Source organism: Flexibacter flexilis DSM 6793, from assembly GCF_900112255.1.
Lineage (GTDB): Bacteria > Bacteroidota > Bacteroidia > Cytophagales > Flexibacteraceae > Flexibacter > Flexibacter flexilis.
Window position 1 is genome coordinate 155,949 of record NZ_FOLE01000006.1, and the last position, 17,408, is coordinate 173,356.

General features: G+C 42.1%; 18 protein-coding genes, 4 tRNA genes and 1 other RNA gene. 21 read left to right on the forward strand and 2 right to left on the reverse strand.

Features of this window, described 5'->3' with window-relative positions:
* Positions 1-20: 20 nt before the first annotated feature.
* Positions 21-1,400, reverse strand: a complete 1,380-nt coding sequence (locus tag BM090_RS11025) for an alpha-amylase family glycosyl hydrolase (protein ID WP_091512500.1) — start codon at positions 1,398-1,400, stop codon at positions 21-23.
* 1,345 nt (positions 1,401-2,745) lie between these two features.
* On the opposite strand from BM090_RS11025, the gene BM090_RS18400 reads away from it, so the two are divergent.
* From BM090_RS18400 to BM090_RS11045, 4 genes are all read left to right on the forward strand, one after another.
* Positions 2,746-2,982, forward strand: coding sequence for a hypothetical protein (locus tag BM090_RS18400; protein WP_177199912.1), 237 nt, complete (start codon positions 2,746-2,748; stop codon positions 2,980-2,982).
* A gap of 328 nt (positions 2,983-3,310) precedes the next feature.
* Entirely contained in the window at positions 3,311-4,252 is a 942-nt protein-coding gene (locus tag BM090_RS11035) for a PstS family phosphate ABC transporter substrate-binding protein (RefSeq protein WP_221405384.1), read from the forward strand.
* A 189-nt stretch (positions 4,253-4,441) separates the two neighbouring features.
* Positions 4,442-6,034: a tetratricopeptide repeat protein gene (locus BM090_RS11040; RefSeq protein ID WP_143083946.1), complete on the forward strand. Its 1,593-nt coding sequence runs from the start codon at positions 4,442-4,444 to the stop codon at positions 6,032-6,034.
* Between the two features lie 133 nt (positions 6,035-6,167).
* Entirely contained in the window at positions 6,168-6,776 is a 609-nt protein-coding gene (locus BM090_RS11045) for a superoxide dismutase (RefSeq protein WP_091512510.1), read from the forward strand.
* Between the two features lie 78 nt (positions 6,777-6,854).
* Here the strand turns inward: BM090_RS11045 and BM090_RS11050 are convergent, their stop codons facing one another.
* Positions 6,855-9,155 (reverse strand): peptidylprolyl isomerase, encoded by a 2,301-nt coding sequence (locus tag BM090_RS11050; protein WP_143083947.1) that lies wholly within the window; start codon positions 9,153-9,155, stop codon positions 6,855-6,857.
* Between the two features lie 168 nt (positions 9,156-9,323).
* On the opposite strand from BM090_RS11050, the gene BM090_RS11055 reads away from it, so the two are divergent.
* The 17 genes from BM090_RS11055 (at position 9,324) to purS (ending at position 17,374) form a co-directional block, all read left to right on the forward strand.
* Positions 9,324-9,713 (forward strand): hypothetical protein, encoded by a 390-nt coding sequence (locus BM090_RS11055; RefSeq protein ID WP_091512516.1) that lies wholly within the window; start codon positions 9,324-9,326, stop codon positions 9,711-9,713.
* 70 nt (positions 9,714-9,783) lie between these two features.
* Positions 9,784-10,131: a heavy-metal-associated domain-containing protein gene (locus BM090_RS11060; RefSeq protein WP_221405385.1), complete on the forward strand. Its 348-nt coding sequence runs from the start codon at positions 9,784-9,786 to the stop codon at positions 10,129-10,131.
* 143 nt (positions 10,132-10,274) lie between these two features.
* A tRNA-Tyr gene (locus BM090_RS11065) sits at positions 10,275-10,360 on the forward strand.
* Between the two features lie 15 nt (positions 10,361-10,375).
* Positions 10,376-10,448, forward strand: a tRNA-Gly gene (locus BM090_RS11070).
* Between the two features lie 31 nt (positions 10,449-10,479).
* A tRNA-Thr gene (locus tag BM090_RS11075) sits at positions 10,480-10,551 on the forward strand.
* Between the two features lie 99 nt (positions 10,552-10,650).
* Positions 10,651-11,838 carry an elongation factor Tu gene (gene tuf, locus BM090_RS11080; RefSeq protein WP_091512522.1) on the forward strand — a complete coding sequence of 396 codons (1,188 nt, stop codon included), beginning with the start codon at positions 10,651-10,653 and terminating at the stop codon, positions 11,836-11,838.
* 103 nt (positions 11,839-11,941) lie between these two features.
* Positions 11,942-12,012: transfer RNA gene (locus BM090_RS11085), tRNA-Trp, on the forward strand.
* Positions 12,013-12,054: 42 nt separating this feature from the next.
* Positions 12,055-12,243: a preprotein translocase subunit SecE gene (gene secE, locus BM090_RS11090; RefSeq protein WP_091512525.1), complete on the forward strand. Its 189-nt coding sequence runs from the start codon at positions 12,055-12,057 to the stop codon at positions 12,241-12,243.
* A gap of 21 nt (positions 12,244-12,264) precedes the next feature.
* Positions 12,265-12,822 carry a transcription termination/antitermination protein NusG gene (nusG, locus tag BM090_RS11095; protein WP_091512528.1) on the forward strand — a complete coding sequence of 186 codons (558 nt, stop codon included), beginning with the start codon at positions 12,265-12,267 and terminating at the stop codon, positions 12,820-12,822.
* Between the two features lie 80 nt (positions 12,823-12,902).
* The gene (gene rplK, locus BM090_RS11100; RefSeq protein WP_091512532.1) at positions 12,903-13,346 is read left to right on the forward strand and encodes a 50S ribosomal protein L11; all 444 of its coding nucleotides are present in this window, start codon (positions 12,903-12,905) and stop codon (positions 13,344-13,346) included.
* Between the two features lie 63 nt (positions 13,347-13,409).
* Positions 13,410-14,108 (forward strand): 50S ribosomal protein L1, encoded by a 699-nt coding sequence (gene rplA / locus BM090_RS11105; RefSeq protein ID WP_091512535.1) that lies wholly within the window; start codon positions 13,410-13,412, stop codon positions 14,106-14,108.
* A 2-nt stretch (positions 14,109-14,110) separates the two neighbouring features.
* The gene (gene rplJ, locus BM090_RS11110) at positions 14,111-14,647 is read left to right on the forward strand and encodes a 50S ribosomal protein L10 (RefSeq protein ID WP_091512538.1); all 537 of its coding nucleotides are present in this window, start codon (positions 14,111-14,113) and stop codon (positions 14,645-14,647) included.
* Positions 14,648-14,695: 48 nt separating this feature from the next.
* Entirely contained in the window at positions 14,696-15,070 is a 375-nt protein-coding gene (rplL, locus tag BM090_RS11115) for a 50S ribosomal protein L7/L12 (RefSeq protein ID WP_091512542.1), read from the forward strand.
* Positions 15,071-15,169: 99 nt separating this feature from the next.
* Positions 15,170-15,538, forward strand: a transfer-messenger RNA (tmRNA) gene (gene ssrA, locus BM090_RS11120).
* Between the two features lie 227 nt (positions 15,539-15,765).
* Positions 15,766-16,338, forward strand: a complete 573-nt coding sequence (locus BM090_RS11125; protein ID WP_091512879.1) for a lysophospholipid acyltransferase family protein — start codon at positions 15,766-15,768, stop codon at positions 16,336-16,338.
* 63 nt (positions 16,339-16,401) lie between these two features.
* Positions 16,402-17,097 (forward strand): CDP-diacylglycerol--serine O-phosphatidyltransferase, encoded by a 696-nt coding sequence (gene pssA / locus BM090_RS11130; protein WP_091512545.1) that lies wholly within the window; start codon positions 16,402-16,404, stop codon positions 17,095-17,097.
* 25 nt (positions 17,098-17,122) lie between these two features.
* Positions 17,123-17,374: a phosphoribosylformylglycinamidine synthase subunit PurS gene (gene purS, locus BM090_RS11135; protein ID WP_091512549.1), complete on the forward strand. Its 252-nt coding sequence runs from the start codon at positions 17,123-17,125 to the stop codon at positions 17,372-17,374.
* Positions 17,375-17,408 lie beyond the last annotated feature (34 nt).

The following is a 17,408-nucleotide window of genomic DNA, read 5'->3' on the forward strand; positions in this document are numbered from 1 at the left end:
AAACTGAATTATAACGCAAACTATTTCTTCTGCAACACTACAAACTGATAGGCTGCTAATGTTAGGTTATTGGCATTCGACGTGGTATTATCATACAGGTTTTGTACATCTGTTCCCTGAAAAGCCGAAGGCAAACTTACTGTTTGGGACGTATTGCGTACATTTACCGCCACCAAATACGAGGCTTCTGCATCTTTCAAAGAAAACACTAACACATTCGTCGATTGATTGTGAAAAGTTGGCGCACCCGTAGTAAACGCGCTGTATTTATTCCTGATGCCCAAGATTTTTTTGTAAAACACGCGCATCTCTGGACTAGTGTTCCAATTAACGACCTGTTTTTCAAAGAGATTGATGCGTTGCGTGCTGCCTACTTCTTGTCCGTTGTAAACCATAGAAGCATTGGGCAGTAGGTGTGTGATAACGGCAGCAGCACGCGCCCCGTCTTGGCTTTTAAACGAGGTGGCATCGGACGGCATTTCGTCCCAAGAAACCTTGTCGTGGTTAGAGGAGAAATACACCCATGCTTTGTCGGCGGGTAAACTATTGCGAGTAGAACTGTATAGGTTGCTTAGAGTGAGTGTACTACTTCCAGCAAATGTTGCTTTAAGTCTATCGTAAAAACTCCAACTAAAACACACATCAAAACCCGAAGCAAACATATTTTGAGCAAGCTCTTCTTCTTCTGCAAACATGAGCATTGGCTTTATGCGACGCAAACTGTCGTTGGCTGCTTTCCAGAAATCAGCAGGAACGCCGCCCGCGTGGTCGCAACGATAACCGTCTATATTAAACGTTGTTACCCAATATTTCATGGCATTAATCATAGCATTGCGTAGGTCGGTGTTGGCATAATTCAGGTCAGCAACATCGAGCCAATTAGTGCCTGGAGGGTGCGTGATTTGCCCCGCACTATTTTTGGTATAATATTCGGGGTGCTCCGTAATCCAAGGGTTGTCCCAGCCCGTATGGTTGGCCACCCAATCCAATACCACATACATTTTGCGTTGGTGTGCGGCTTTTACCAAGCTCCGAAAGGCAGCGGTATCACCTTGCAACGGGTCTATGGCATAATAATTTTTTACGGCGTATGGTGAGCCATACGTTCCATTTTTTTTCTCTTGGCTTATGGGATGGATAGGCATGAGCCACAATACATTAGCTCCCAAATTTTGGATAGAATCGAGTTGTGCTTCTACTTTGGCAAGCGTTCCTTCTTGCGAAAAATTGCGTACAAAAACCTCGTAGTAAAGCGCGTTTTGTGCGCTAATTTTGGTTTCTGCTACCACTACAGGAGTTGTAGGGGCGGGGGTGGCATCTTTATCGTCAGGCTTGCAACCCAATACAGCCAACGAGGCCAAACACACTGCGGCGTTGGCTAAAATTTTTTTGGTTTTCATAAGTGAACAATAGTGGTGAAAGTTTTTTCAAAAATACACACTCACCATTTATTAACCTAAACAATTGCACCACCATTGCTTGCCCACAGGCTTTGCCCTTATTCCCATTACCTTCGGGGCGGTTGTCTTTGTCGGTAGATGCGCATGGCTATGCATATCATTTATTCTAATTCCACATAGATACGCACAATCGTGCGTATCTCTTATTTCCCCCGCGACTTCTATTAAAGTCTTCCCCTTGGGGAAGATTTAGATGGGGTTTTAATATATCCTCCCTGCAACTTCTGTTAAAGTCTTCTCCTTGGGGAAGATTTAGATGGGGTTTTAATATATCCTCCCTGCAACTTCTGTTAAAGTCTTCTCCTTGGGGAAGATTTAGATGGGGTTTTAATATATCCTCCCTGCAACTTCTGTTAAAGTCTTCTCCTTGGGGAAGATTTAGATGGGGTTTTAATATATCCTCCCTGCAACTTCTGTTAAAGTCTTCTCCTTGGGGAAGATTTAGATGGGGTTTTAATATATCCTCCCTGCAACTTCTGTTAAAGTCTTCCCCTTGGGGACGATTTAGATGGGGTTTTAATATATCCTCTCCGCAACTTCTGTTAAAGTCTTCTCCTTGGGGAAGATTTAGATGGGGTTTTAATATATCCTCTCCGCAACTTCTGTTAAAGTCTTCTCCTTGGGGAAGATTTAGATGGGGTTTTAATATATCCTCTCCGCAACTTCTGTTAAAGTCTTCTCCTTGGGGAAGATTTAGATGGGGTTTTAATATATCCTCTCCGCAACTTCTGTTAAAGTCTTCTCCTTGGGGAATATTTAGATGGGGTTTTAATATATCCTCTCCGCAATTTCTGTTAAAGTCTTCCCCTTGGGGAATATTTAGATGGGGTTTTAATATATCCTCCCCGCGACTTCTGTTATCCTCTCCGCAACTTCTATTAAAGTCCTCCCCTTGGGGACGATTTAGATGGGGTTTTAATATATCCTCTCCGCGACTTCTATTAAAGTCTTCCCCTTGGGGACGATTTAGATGGGGTTTTAATATAGCCTCTCCGCGACTTCTATTAAAGTCTTCCCCTTGGGGAATATTTAGATGGGGTTTTAATATATCCTCTCCGCAACTTCTATTAAAGTCTTCCCCTTGGGGAATATTTAGATGGGGTTTTAATATATCCTCCCCGCAACTTCTATTAAAGTCTTCCCCTTGGGGACGATTTAGATGGGGTTTTAATATATCCTCTCCGCAATTTCTGTTAAAGTCTTCCCCTTGGGGAATATTTAGATGGGGTTTTAATATATCCTCCCCGCGACTTCTGTTATTGCTTCGTGGACTTCTGTTATTGCTTTGTGGATTCCTGTTATTGCTTCGTGGACTTCTGTTATTGCTTTGTGGACTTCTGTTATTGCTTTGTGGACTTCTGTTATTGCTTTGTGGATTCCTGTTATTGCTTTGTGGATTCCTGTTATTGCTTCGTGGACTTCTGTTATTGCTTCGTGGACTTCTGTTATTGCTTTGTGGACTTCTGTTATTGCTTTGTGGACTTCTGTTATTGCTTTGTGGATTCCTGTTATTGCTTTGTGAACTTCTGTTATTGCTTTGTGGATTCCTGTTATTGCTTTGTGGATTCCTGTTATTGCTTTGTGGACTTCTGTTATCCTCCCCGCGGCTTCTGTTATCCTCTCCGCAACTTCTGTTAAAGTCCTCCCCTTGGGGAGGATTTAGGAGGGGTTTGAATATTTCTCTTCCATGGTCTGTGTCTCACAGACCAACTTTCTCCCCCTCACCTCTGGGGGTGGTGTTTGAACACAACTGCGTATATTTCTGAATTTCTTAATATATTGCTGCACTGTTTTCTAACTCTTTTGCAAAAATGAATACGATTAAATTTTCTTCTTTTTGGGTAAAAAATATGGCGGTATTGGCTGCGGCGGTGGCCGTGAGCAGTTGCGATGGTGGGAGCGGGGCTTCTGAGAAAAAATTAGATACGCCTACTTCTGGACAAATCACTATCGCCGCCGACGAGTCATTTATGCCCATCGTCAAAGCCGAGATAGATGTTTTTGAAGCCACCTACCCAGAAGCGCACTTCAAGTCCGTGTACGAATCGGAAGGGGAGGCCTTCAAACATTTGTTAGCGGATTCGGCGCGTGTCATTATCGTAAGCCGCCAACTCAACGACAACGAAAAGGCACAATTCAAACAACAAACCATCACCCCGACCACAACCAAACTGGCGGTTGATGCGGTGGCCTTGATTGTCAATAATGCCAATCCTGATTCTTTGCTTACCGTCCAACAAATCGGCGAAATCATGCACGGACGTTATACCTCATGGAAACACGTAAACGCCAAGAGCAAAGACGAAAAAGTGGTAGTAGTTTTTGATAAAAGCAATTCCAGTAACTTGTCGTTTATGCGCAAATACTACAAGCTACCAGAGGATTTGCAAACCAATATTTTCGCCGCCAACTCCAATGAAGAGGTGGTTAAATACGTGAGCAAAACCCCCAACGCCATTGGCGTAATCGGCGTAAACTGGATTAGCGACAGCGAAGACCCCAAACACATGTCTTTCCGCCGTGAGGTAAAAACGGTAGCCGTTGCCGACAGTACGCCGCCCGCGTCGCAGTACGATTATTACCAACCATTTCAGGCCTACATTTCCAACGGAAGCTATCCATATTGCCGCAATATTTATTCGATTAGTCGCGAGGCGCGTATGGGTTTGGGCAATGGTTTTGTAGCATTTGCGGCCAGCGACCCAGGCCAACGAATTGTATTGAAAGCAGGGATTTTGCCAGCTACCGCCCCGATTCGTGTAGTAAATTTCAATAAAAATAAAAGCGAATAAATACACGTTTATTGCTTTTAAATAACTGATAAATAATGCTTTAATTTTGATTTTTGTTTAAAATAAAAATAAACCTTACAAAAAAGTTAAGGCCGTTTTAAGATAAAATCGTAAAATGGCCGTTATTTTGATACACAAGTCGAAGAGGCTATGTCTCAAAAACAAAAAACATAACGTACAACAAGCAAGATGAAACGACTAAGTTTGACAGCGATGTGCGCAGCTTTCATGGTAGCAGGCGCAACGCAAGCCCAAACGATTCAGGACGGGCGTAAATTTTTGGAAATTGAGCAGTATTCTAATGCTGGTCGCGTGTTCAAATCCTTGGCGGCTCAAAACCCAACAGCCGAGAACCTTTATTATTTGGGAGATTATTATCTCAAAACGCAAAAGCCAGATTCGGCTCTTACTTATTTCGAACAAGGTGTAGCCAAAGACCCAAAATACGCGCTTAACTACGTGGGTAAAGGTACGGTAATGATTGCACGCAAAGAAAAAGCGGCTGCGCAACCGTTATTCGACCAGGCACGTACTTTATCGAAAGGCAAAAGTGCTGATGTGCTTTACAGAATTGGCGAGGCTTACACGATTTACGAAACCAACGACCCTGCACTTGCCGTACAATCATTGATGGCTGCCGCACAAATCGACAAGAAAAACGCAGATGTCCAAATGATGATGGGCGATGCGTATTTGATACAAAATGAGGGTTCTAAAGCCGCAGAATGTTACGACAAAGCCGTTTGGATTAACCCAAATTTGGCTAAACCTTATATCCGAATTGGTAAGCTTTATATCAGAGCTAAAAGTTATAAAGAAGCCCTAAACAAATATAAAGAAGGTTTGGATAAAGATTCAACGTACTGGCCAGGCTATCGCCAAATGGGTGAATTATATTTTCTTTATGGAGAAAAGTATAGAGACAAGGCGATTTATTATTACCGCAAATACATTAGTCATTCGGACGACAACCCCGAAACGCAATATCAATATGCTAACTTTTTGTTGACAAACGAAAACTACAAAGAAGGCTTGGACGTATTGACGAAATTGAAAGGTCGCGTGGATAATCCTTTGATTTATAGAGGTTTTGGTTATGCTTATTACCAAATGAACCAATATGCAGAGAGTATTACCAACATGGAAACTATGTTTGCAAAAGTACAACCAGACCTTATTCGTCCGTCGGATTACAGCTATTACGGCAACGCTTTGATTAAAGGTGGAAAAGATACAGCTAAAGGCATTGCGAACTTGCAAAAGGCCATTAAGTTGGATACGTCTTCTAAATCTACGACACGTGCCGAATTGGCGGAGTTTTTATTCCGTGCCAAAAAATACAAAGAAGCTACGGCACAGTACGACACAATTGCGACTAAGAATCCGAAGCCAAATCCTACGGAGTTTTTTAACTTAGGCAAAGCGGCTTATTTCGCTAAAGATTATGTGAAAGCTGACACAGCATTTGGCTCAGTAAATCAAATTGTACCAACTTATGCGAACGGTTATTTGTGGCGCGGACGTGCGCAAGCCAAACTTGACCCAGAATCTACGAAAGGATTAGCTGCTCCGCATTACGAAAAGTTCATTGCGGAAGCAGAAAAAGACAAAGAGAAGTACAAAAAAGATTTGGTAGAGGCTTACTCGTATTTCGGTTATCACGAACACGTGAAAAAGCATTATGCTAAGTCTGATGAGTTCTGGAACAAAGTATTGTCGCTTGAACCAGGCAACAAACGTGCTTCGGATGGCATCTTGCTAAATAAGAGCATAAAAAAATAATACAAACTAAGAAAGCGTAATGTTAATTGCGCTTTCTTTTTATTTTTGCCCCAAAGCATCGGGGAAAGAAGAAACCTTTAGGCTTTTCTCAATGTTATAGTAACGTAATTCAAATTAAAAAAATAAAACAATCATGGCATTCGAACTTCCAGCTTTGCCTTACGCTTATGATGCGTTAGAGCCACATTTTGACAAACTTACTATGGAAATCCACCATAGCAGACACCACAACGCGTATGTAACCAACCTTAACAATGCGGTTGCGGGTACAGACGCTGAAAAAGTATCTTTAGAAGATTTGCAAAAAAATATCAGCAAATATCCTGTTGCGGTTCGTAACAATGGCGGTGGCCACTTCAATCACTCGCTTTTCTGGCAAGTACTTGCACCAAATGCAGGTGGCGTGCCTACTGGCGATTTGGCTAAAGCAATTGATGCGGCTTTCGGTTCTTTTGACAAATTCAAAGAAGAATTTTCTAAAGCTGCGGCTGGCCGTTTCGGTTCGGGCTGGGCTTGGCTTGTGGTACAAGAAGGCGGCAAATTAGTGGTTTCTTCTACGCCAAATCAAGATAACCCATTGATGGACGTTGCTGACGTAAAAGGCACGCCAGTGTTGGGCTTGGACGTATGGGAACACGCTTATTACCTCAAATTCCAAAACAAACGTCCTGATTACATTTCTACGTTCTGGAATGTAGTAAACTGGACAGAAGTAGCGAAGCGTTACGCAGCAGCTCTATAATTTTGTTTTTGTTTGCAAAAAGCGAGAGGCGGAGCACTATGTGCGCCGCCTCTCGCTGTGTTTGAGCCAATCGGCTTTTTATTTTTTGATGAGCTTTTTTAACTCGTCGTTGTTTACTTGTACTGGATATTGTTTGTGCAAAGTTTCGAGCCATTCTTTCTCCAAATAATTTTGGTAGTCCGAAATCACTGCACCTCTTGCCTCGTCAAGTGTTTTGTTGCGTGGAGCTTCTACCGCCGACACTTCCGCATAAATCACGCGGCCATTGCTTTCGATAGTGTAGTCGCCTACTTTCCATTGCTTAATGCCGTCCATCACTGCATTTTCGCCGCGTTGGAACATACCTTCTGTTACTTGCAGCGTAAGTGGAGCTTTCGCGTTCATGGCTTTTTCCAAGGCTTTTGGCGTGCTGCCATATACATTGAATGCTGCGCGTTGATTTTCTGCGGCTACACCCGAATAAGGCACTTTTTTGCCTTCGTCTTTTACCTTGATGCGTTTGGCATCTACGCCGTGCGCTACCAACGAATCAAATACGATTTTGGCACGTTTGCGCGACCAAGACGATTTTTCGGCAGCATCTGCATGGCCAAACAAATCAATCGTAAGGCTGTGGTCTTGGCGCAAAGTCTGAATCGCATGGTTCAGAGCCGTTTGGCCTTGTGTGGTTAGCTTCGTGCTGTTGGTCTCGAAACGTACATCTTCCAAACGTGGCTCTGCTACTACAAATGCTTTTGATTTTAATTTGGCTTTCACATCGTCCAAAGTCTTACGGTCTGGTACGTTGTAAATCACTACTTTGGCGCGTTCCGTCCAAGTGTATTTTTCTTTATTCTTGTTGTAGAATGCACGCAAACCCGAAGTATCGTCTAAGGCTTTTGCCCACACTTTATTGTCCATGAGTTGGAACAACAAAATACCGTCGCGGTATTCGCGCACCAGCATACGGTAATCTTCCGATTTTTCTTCCAAATGCTCTTCTTCGTACTGAACAAGCGTTTTTTCTACATAATTTTTGTAAGCCAAACGCATCAAATAATCTGTTGCATTGGTTTGGCGTACCGTTTGATTGGCTTTTTGGTATTTAAAGAAATCGCCAATCGTGAAAGTTTGTGTATTGATGCTAAACAAAGGTTTTTTCGTAATAGCGTCTTTTTCGTTGTAAGTCCATTTGCCTTTGGCCAAAGTTGTATCTGCTTTGGTAAGGGCTAATTTCAAGGCATTTGGTACTTCTTTGAATTTGTTTTCTTTTTTCAAACGCGTAATCAAAGCGGCTTTGTTAAGTTCCGAACGCGAATCTTTAGAAACTTTTGTTTTGATGGTTGGCTCCAAAGACTCGAAACTGTCAAGTCCTTTTTTCTCAATCAATTTGATAACGTGCCAGCCGTAAGGCGTTTGTACGGGCTTAGAAATATCGCCAACTTTTGCCAAAGAAAAAGCTGCTTCTTCAAAGCTCGGAATCATTTGGCTTGTGCCAAACATCGGCAATACGCCGCCTTTGTTTTTAGAGCCGTTGTCGTCCGAGAACTGTGAGCAAAGGCCGTCCCATGCTTCACCTTTTTGCAAACGGTTGTAGATTTCGTCAATTTTTTGTTTGGCAGCGACCGAATCTTCCGCAGGCATTCCCTGATTGGCTTTCACCATGATATGCGCCACTTTTACTTGACCTTGCGAGGTGCGGCGGTCGTTCACTTTGATAATGTGATAGCCGAAACGCGTGCGTACAGGTTGCGAAATTTGGCCTTTTGGCGTTTTGTAAGCCATGTCTTCAAACGGATAAACCATTTGTAGCGAAGTGAAATAACCTAAATTGCCGCCGTTGCTTTTGCCCGAAGGGTCTTCAGAATATTGTTTGGCCAAATCCTCGAATTTAGCACCCGCCAACGCTTTTTTGCGAATATCCGTAATTTTGTTCAAAGCCGCCAACGTGTCTTTTGGGTCGGCATCTGGAGCCACCATAATCAAGATGTGCGAGGCGTTAATCTCTTCTTTGCTGCGTTCGTAAGCCTCTTTAATGAGCTTTTCCGTAACTTCTTTTTCTGTCAAATACGGCTGCGCCAATTGTTTGCGGTAGCTGTTTAGCTCGGCTTTGAATGCTTCGGTCGTATCCAAGCCATTTTTCTCAGCGTCAGTTACTTTTAGTTTGAAATTGGTGTAAAGCTCCAAGTATTCTTTCAAACTTTTTTCTGTAAAAGCGTCTTCTGCGCCAGTGTTATTTTTTTTATAAACGTATTCAAATTCGCTTACTGGCACTTTATTTGCGCCGACTGTCAGTAAAGTTGAATTGTTTTTTTTTGCTTTGATTTGAGCAGAAAGCGGCAGGGCAATACTGGTTGCAAAAGCAGTTGCCAACAGCGCGTAAGAAAGTTTCTTATCCATATTCAAATGTTCTGTATCTTTTGTTTTTAAAGTAAGTTTTAGAAAAACGCTGCAATTCTAATCAAAATTATGGTACGGACTGGCAATTTTTCTGCTATTTTGTGTGTTAATAGTCTGAATGGTAGCCAAAATTGGGGTTTATTATTCAAAAAATAATTTTTTGCTGTAATGAAGAAATATTTGGCTTTAGTCTTGTTGGTGTGTTACTCGCTGTCTGTTTGGGCAAATGCGGGGGCGTACTTGCTTTGCCAAAAGTCGAATTTGTGGCAACCGCACAAGCAATGTTGTTGTACCAAAACAGCTTGTGAACCTGCCAAAAAAACGTGCGCCAATCAATGTAGTCTGGATAAAACAGACCTCACGGGCGTTATTTCTTCTTTGCCCGATTGCTCTACAGCTAAGTATGTGGTGGGCGTTTTGTCGCCTTTTACAAAGATAAATTGGTCGCTGCGCCGTTATGTCTATGCTTCTAATCATGGTTTGACTCGCTGGGACAAACTGTATTTCAGAATAGAAAAAATTCCTAAGTATTTGTTGTATAGAGTTTTAATTATTTGATAAGTTGATGGAAATTGCTCGCACAGACACTTAAATATTTATTCAATCAATTTTAAAACTTTATATAAAAATGGATATGTTATTAAAATCTTTAGCCGCAGTATTAGTGTTCGCGTATTTTGGCCTTTCGGCTTGTGAGGCACAAACCAAAACGCAGTCTTTGACCTTTAAAGTTTGGGGGAATTGCGAAATGTGTCAGGAGACCATAGAAAAATCTTTGGACGTGAAAGGCGTGAAATCGGCCAGTTGGAACAAAGACACCAAGATGCTGACCGTAGTGTTTAACAACGAAAAGATACAAGAAAGCAAGCTTCATGAGCTAATTGCAGCCTCAGGATACGACACCGAAAAGGCGAAAGGAAGTGACGACGCTTACGGCAAATTGCCTGATTGTTGCCAGTACACAAGAAAAAAATAAAAATTTTTTCACACAAACCCTGCTGATTATCAGTAGGGTTTTATTTTTTCTCAAAATTTTTTTCAGAAAATATTTGACATTTAAAAATAACCGCCTACTTTTGCAACTCCTTTTACAAGGTACACGAAAAACAAACAATGTTTGGGAGCATTCCAGAGCGGCCAAATGGGACAGACTGTAAATCTGTTGACGTATGTCTTCGGTGGTTCGAATCCACCTGCTCCCACCACCAAACAAGTCATAAGCGGGCGTAGCTCAGTTGGTAGAGCGACAGCCTTCCAAGCTGTAGGTCGCGGGTTCGAGCCTCGTCGCCCGCTCTTTTTTAGTATATGAAAATTACTAATTAAAGCCGACGTAGCTCAGGGGTAGAGCACTTCCTTGGTAAGGAAGAGGTCGTGGGTTCAATTCCCATCGTTGGCTCTCGCTTATAACAAGTGTCTATCCGTCCCTGAAGATTAAGCTCACAATCAAATTCTAATAAATTTCATTCAAATCAACTAAAACAGAGGATTTTCAAATATGGCTAAAGAACAATTTGACCGCTCCAAGCCCCACGTTAATATTGGAACAATCGGTCACGTTGACCACGGCAAAACAACTTTGACTGCTGCCATTACTAAAGTTTTGGCAGAGAAGGGTTTAGCAGAGAAAAGAGATTTCTCGTCAATTGACAACGCTCCTGAAGAAAAAGAAAGAGGTATTACAATCAATACTTCTCACGTAGAATACGCTACTGCAAACCGCCACTACGCGCACGTTGACTGTCCAGGTCACGCTGACTATGTGAAAAACATGGTTACTGGTGCTGCTCAAATGGACGGTGCTATCATCGTAGTAGCTGCAACAGATGGTCCTATGCCACAAACTCGTGAGCACATCCTTTTGGCTCGCCAAGTAGGTGTACCTGCACTTGTTGTGTTCATGAACAAAGTGGATATGGTTGACGATCCTGAATTGCTTGACCTAGTAGAGATGGAAGTTCGCGAACTTTTGAGCTTCTACGAATATCCAGGTGATGACATTCCTGTAATCCGTGGCTCTGCTTTGGGTGGCTTGAATGGCGAACCAAAATGGGTTGAAACTATCGAAGAATTGATGGCAGCTGTAGATAGCTACATTCCAATTCCTCCACGTTTGACAGATTTCCCATTCTTGATGCCTGTTGAAGACGTGTTCTCTATCACTGGTCGTGGTACTGTAGCAACAGGTCGTATCGAACGTGGTATCATCAACTCAGGTGATCCTGTAGAGATCTTGGGTATGGGTGCTGAAAACCTTAAATCAACTGTTACGGGTGTGGAAATGTTCCGCAAAATCCTTGACAGAGGTGAAGCAGGTGACAACGTAGGTTTGTTGTTGCGTGGTATTGACAAAGACCAAATCCGTCGTGGTATGGTTATTTGTAAACCAGGTTCAGTAACTCCTCACGCTGAATTTAAGGCTGAAGTTTACGTTCTTTCTAAAGAAGAAGGTGGTCGTCATACGCCATTCTTCAACAAATACCGCCCTCAATTCTACATGCGTACAACAGACGTAACTGGCGAAATCCAATTGCCAGAAGGTATTGAGATGGTTATGCCTGGTGATAACATCACTATCACAGTGAAGTTGATCAACAAAGTAGCTATGGAAAAAGGTCTTCGTTTCGCTATCCGCGAAGGTGGTCGTACCGTAGGTGCTGGTCAGGTAACTGAAGTTCTTGACTAATCAGTCTCTGAAAAATAAATAGACAATGCGTCTCTAAAAAAAATATTTTGGAGACGCATTTGTTTGTAAAAAAATAATTGTATTTTTGCACTCCCTTTCACAAACGGGTGTAGTTCAAGGGTAGAATAGCGGTCTCCAAAACCGTTGATGGGAGTTCGAATCTCTCCACCCGTGCAAAAGACTTATAGTTTATAGAAAAGTTAATTCACGAATGTTATGAGCAAAGTTAGCACATTTATAACCGAATCAATCGAAGAAATGAAGACCAATGTTACTTGGCCTACATTCGCGGAGCTTCAAAAAAGTTCTGTGTTGGTGTTGGTAGCCTCGTTGATTTTCGCCTTGGTGATAGGTTCTGCCGACTTTGTGATTAAGTACGTGATGAACGTTGTTTATAATCTATAATCAATTTAAGACTTTTCGGCAATGAGTGAGTTAAAGTGGTATGTAGTGCGTGCAGTAGCAGGCCAAGAAAAGAAAGCGAAGTCTTATCTTGAAACGGAGATAATGCGTCAGAAGTTAGATGCTCTTGTGCCCCAAATACTAATTCCAACAGAAAAAGTATATGAGGTGCGCAACGGAAAGAAAAAAGTTCGTGAAAAGACGATGTATGCAGGTTACATTATTGTACAGGCAGATATTACAAACGGCGAAGTTTTTCATACGATAAAAAGCACACCTGGTGTTATCGGTTTCTTAAGTACCTCTGAGGGAGCTAACAAAGTGCCAGTGCCGCTTCGTCTGTCCGAAGTACAGCGTATGTTAGGACAAGTAGATGAAGCCAATCAGGCAGAAGAAAAAATGGAATCTCCATTTGTAGTAGGAGAAACAATCAAAGTAACAGACGGCGCATTCGCTGGTTTCTCTGGCACAATCGAGCAAGTTTTCGACGACCGCAAAAAATTGAGTGTTGTGGTAAAAATCTTTGGCCGCAATACCCCAATGGAGTTGAGCTACGTTCAAGTAGAAAAAGAACTTATCTAGCACATAATACTCACTGCAAACTAATAGCTTCCATATTAGTATTTGTGGCTGGAGTTGTGAATATATAACAAGAAGCAACAATGGCAAAAGAAATAAGTACCTATGTAAAGCTGCAAGTAAAAGGTGGTGCAGCAAACCCATCTCCGCCAATCGGCCCTGCGTTGGGTTCTAAAGGTGTGAATATCATGGAGTTCTGTAAGCAATTCAATGCCAGAACACAAGATAAACAAGGAATGGTTTTACCCGTATTGATTACGGTATATACTGATAAATCATTTGATTTTATCATCAAAACTCCTCCTGCTCCAATTTTGTTGATGGAAGCCGCTAAACTCAAAGGAGGTTCAGCAGAACCAAATCGTAAGAAAGTAGGCTCTGTTACTTGGGAACAAGTAAAAACAATTGCAGAAACTAAAATGCCTGACCTTAACGCCTTCAAACTTGAATCGGCAATGAGCATGGTAGCAGGTACTGCAAGAAGCATGGGTATCACAGTAACAGGTACACCTCCTTGGGAGAAATAGTTTTAATATTTTGAAGTCTGAGGTAAAATATCTCAATGTTCAAAAAAACAAAGCGTTAAAAAGATGGCTAAATTGACAAAAAAGCAAAAAGAAGCAGCCGCTAAACACGACCTTAAAAAAGAATATAGCCTTACTGATGCTGCAAACGTTGTGAAAGATATTTCTTTTACTAAGTTTGATTCGTCTGTAGATATTGATATTCGCTTAGGAGTTGACCCTCGTAAAGCAGACCAAATGGTTCGTGGCGTAGCTGCTCTCCCGCACGGTACTGGTAAAACAGTTCGTGTGTTGGTGTTGTGTACTCCTGACAAAGAACAGGAAGCTCGCGAAGCTGGTGCAGACCACGTGGGCTTAGATGATTATATTACTAAAATCGAAAAAGGTTGGACTGATATTGATGTAATCATCACTATGCCAACTGTAATGGCGAAAGTAGGTAAATTAGGTAGAGTGCTTGGACCTCGCGGTTTGATGCCAAACCCTAAATCGGGTACTGTTACCCTTGAGGTAGGTAAGGCTGTAAAAGAAGTGAAAGCTGGTAAAATAGATTTCAAAGTTGATAAAACAGGCATTATCCACACAAGCATCGGTAAAGTTTCTTTCTCTGCCGACCAATTGAGAGAAAATGCACAAGAAATTATCAACGTGATTGCTAAATTGAAGCCTGCTTCTGCTAAAGGAACATACTTCAAGTCAATACACTTGTCTAGCACAATGAGCTCAGGTGTAACCGTTGACAAAGGCACTATAAACGGCATATAACAATGACAAGAGAAGAAAAAGCAGTCATTATCAGTGAGCTAAGCGAAAAGTTCGCTTCTACTGAATACTTCTATATCACGGATGCTTCGGGTATGACCGTAGAGCAAGTGAACAAGTTCAGAAAACTTTGTTTTGACCGTGGCATAGAATACAAAGTTGTAAAAAACAGTCTGATTAAAAAGGCTTTGGAGGCAACTAACCAAGCTGGTTTGGACTATACAGATTTTAATAAAGTAGCTTTAAAAGGTTTCTCTGGTGTGTTGTTCACAAATGAGGCTGGCAACGCCCCTGCAAAGCTTTTGAAGGAATATTATAAAGGCGGTGTTTCTAAACCTGTTTTCAAAGGTGCTTCCGTAGATTCTACGCTTTTCTTTGGTGCCGACCAACTCGATGTTTTAGAAAATATCAAGTCTCGCCAAGAACTTATTGGAGATATTGTTACTATTCTTCAATCGCCTGCTAAGAATGTGGTTTCTGCCCTTCAAAGCGGTGGTGGCAAATTGGCTGGTATTCTTAAAACATTATCGGAAAGAGCCTAATTATTTCAATTTAATCAATTTCGTAAATTTTAAACTTACAATACAAAAATGGCAGATTTGAAAGCATTCGCAGAACAGTTAGTTAACTTGACTGTTAAAGAAGTAAATGAATTGGCAGCTATTCTTAAAGATGAATACGGTATCGAACCTGCTGCTGCTGCTCCTGTTATGGTAGCTGGTGGTGGTGCTGGTGATGCTGCTCCTGCTGAGAAAACTTCTTTCGATGTTATCTTGAAAAGCGCAGGTGCTAACAAATTAGCAGTAGTTAAATTGGTAAAAGACTTGACTGGCTTGGGCTTGAAAGAAGCTAAAGAACTAGTTGACTCTGCTCCAAAACCTTTGAAAGAAGGTGCTGCTAAAGACGAAGCAGACGCGTTGAAAAAACAATTAGAAGAAGCTGGTGCTGAAGTTGAAGTTAAGTAATTAACTACCAATAGAAGATAACCTCAATTCTATATCATTAACAGACTTGGTTGCAACTTTTTGTAACCAAGTCTTGTTACATTTGGGACATACCTATTTGGGGTCGACTGGATTTGACAGCTTGCGATAGGGGAATGTAAGCACGCGGGGAGTTGGAGTATTTCCCCTAAATAAAACTTTCAAAACAATAACTGGCGAAGAATCTTACGCCCTTGCTGCTTAATCTGGATAGATAGGCAAATGCAAGTGTCCCGCCGAAGCGCACGCTTTACCGCGTCGGATAAGGGGCATCGCAAAGTAGAGCTAATCTGTGTCAGCCGTGAGGCATAGGTGAAACCCAAACGGATAAGGAAGGTGCTTGCCAGTTGCCAGCGTACACTTTCCCGACAATCTAAAGGTAACTAAGCGTGTAGAAAGCAATCTTGCTTCCTTGACTGGACGAGGGTTCGAATCCCTCCGACTCCACAACCCAAAACAAAAAGTCCGCAGAACTCAATAGTTGTGCGGACTTTTTCGTTCTTAAAATAGCTTGCGGCTAAATTAAAAACAGCTCTGCGTTTGCATACCCACTACCTTTTTACGATTATTGTCCCACAAATATTGGCAATAGCTTTTTGTGTTTATTTAAGGCAAGCCAATATCTTTTTTTTACAAATACACTGCAAGCCAAACACAACCCAAATATTCTAAGAACCATGATGAAACTAATTGCTCGTTTTTATTTTTGGCTCACGGGCTGGAAAACTGGCCAACGCGTTCCGAAAGACCTCAAGAAAATGGTGCTAATTGCTGCGCCACATACTTCTAACTGGGATTTGCCTATCGCTTTGAGTGCGCTATACATTATGGACGTGCGCGTCAATTTCCTTATCAAAAAAGAATGGCTAAAACCGCCTATGGGCTGGCTCATCAAAGCACTTGGCGGCATTGGCGTGGACAGAAGCAAGCGTACTAACATGGTAGAAGCGATGGTACAAACCTTCAAAGAGGCCGAACGCATGATTATGATTATTCCGCCTGAAGGTACACGTGGTTATGTAAAAGAATGGAAATCAGGATTTTATCATGTGGCTCAACAGGCTGGAGTTCCCGTAATTATGGGCTATCTGGATTATAAAAAGAAAGTGGCTGGTGTAAGCGACCCTTTCTATACAACAGGCAACTACGAGGCAGATTTGAAACAAATACAGGATTTTTACAGAGGAATTACCCCAAAATATCCTGAACTCTCGTCGCTGTACGAACCAACCGAAGCCGTACAAAAATAACAAGTTGGGCAAGTATCTGCTTTGAGATACTTGTGTTTAGTTGAACTTAAAATTTTATTCAAATTGTTTATTTTCAGACATTTACCCAACGCCCTGACCAGTTGCAACTTATTTTGCGGTTGCGTGGCCATTGTGTTGGTGCTAAACGGAAATTTAGAGGCTGGGGCGTGGCTTACGCTCTTGGCGGCCATTTTTGATTTTGCCGATGGCATGGCGGCTCGTCTGCTCAAAAGCCATTCGGATATTGGCAAAGAACTGGATTCGCTGGCCGATTGTGTTACGTTTGGCGTGTTGCCAGGTACGATTTTGTATTCGCTTTTGCTCAAATCTACAGACGTAACGTGGTTGCCGTTTGCGGGCTTTATCATTAGTATTTTTTCGGCTTTGCGTTTGGCCAAATTCAATGTGGACACGCGCCAGACTAGTTCGTTTCTGGGTTTGCCTACGCCTGCCAACGCTTTGTTTATCAATTTTTTGCCCTTATTTTTGCTCCAAATGCCCGACTCGCTTATAGCACAATGGCTTGGCCAAGTGCCTGTGTTGCTTGCGATTACGGTCGTTTTTTCGGGACTTTTGGTTTCTGAAATTCCATTATTTTCGCTCAAATTCAAGAGCTTGGCATGGCAAGCCAACCGCGTAGCCTATGTATTTTTGCTGGGCGCGGTGGCTTTGGTGGCCGTTGGTGGTTATTTGGCTGTGCCAGCTGTGATTGTTTGGTATATAGTTTGGTCTGTAATTAGTGGCCTTATTCGGTGGTAAAATCAATTTAAAACTATTTTCTTATATGAAATTCGTAGCGCACATTGACGTAATGCCACAAAAAGAAATCCTTGACCCACAGGGCAAAGCCGTACAACTTGGTTTACACAATTTAGGGGTTCAGGCTGTTTCTGATGTAAGAATTGGCAAACACATTACTGTTGCTTTGGAGGCCGCCTCTGAGTCGGAAGCCAACGCACAGGTAGAGGAAGCCTGCCGCAAATTATTGGCTAATCTTATCATGGAAGATTATTCTTTCAGATTGGAGCAAGTATAATTTATTGATTTGATTTTCAATGGCTTGTTGCGTT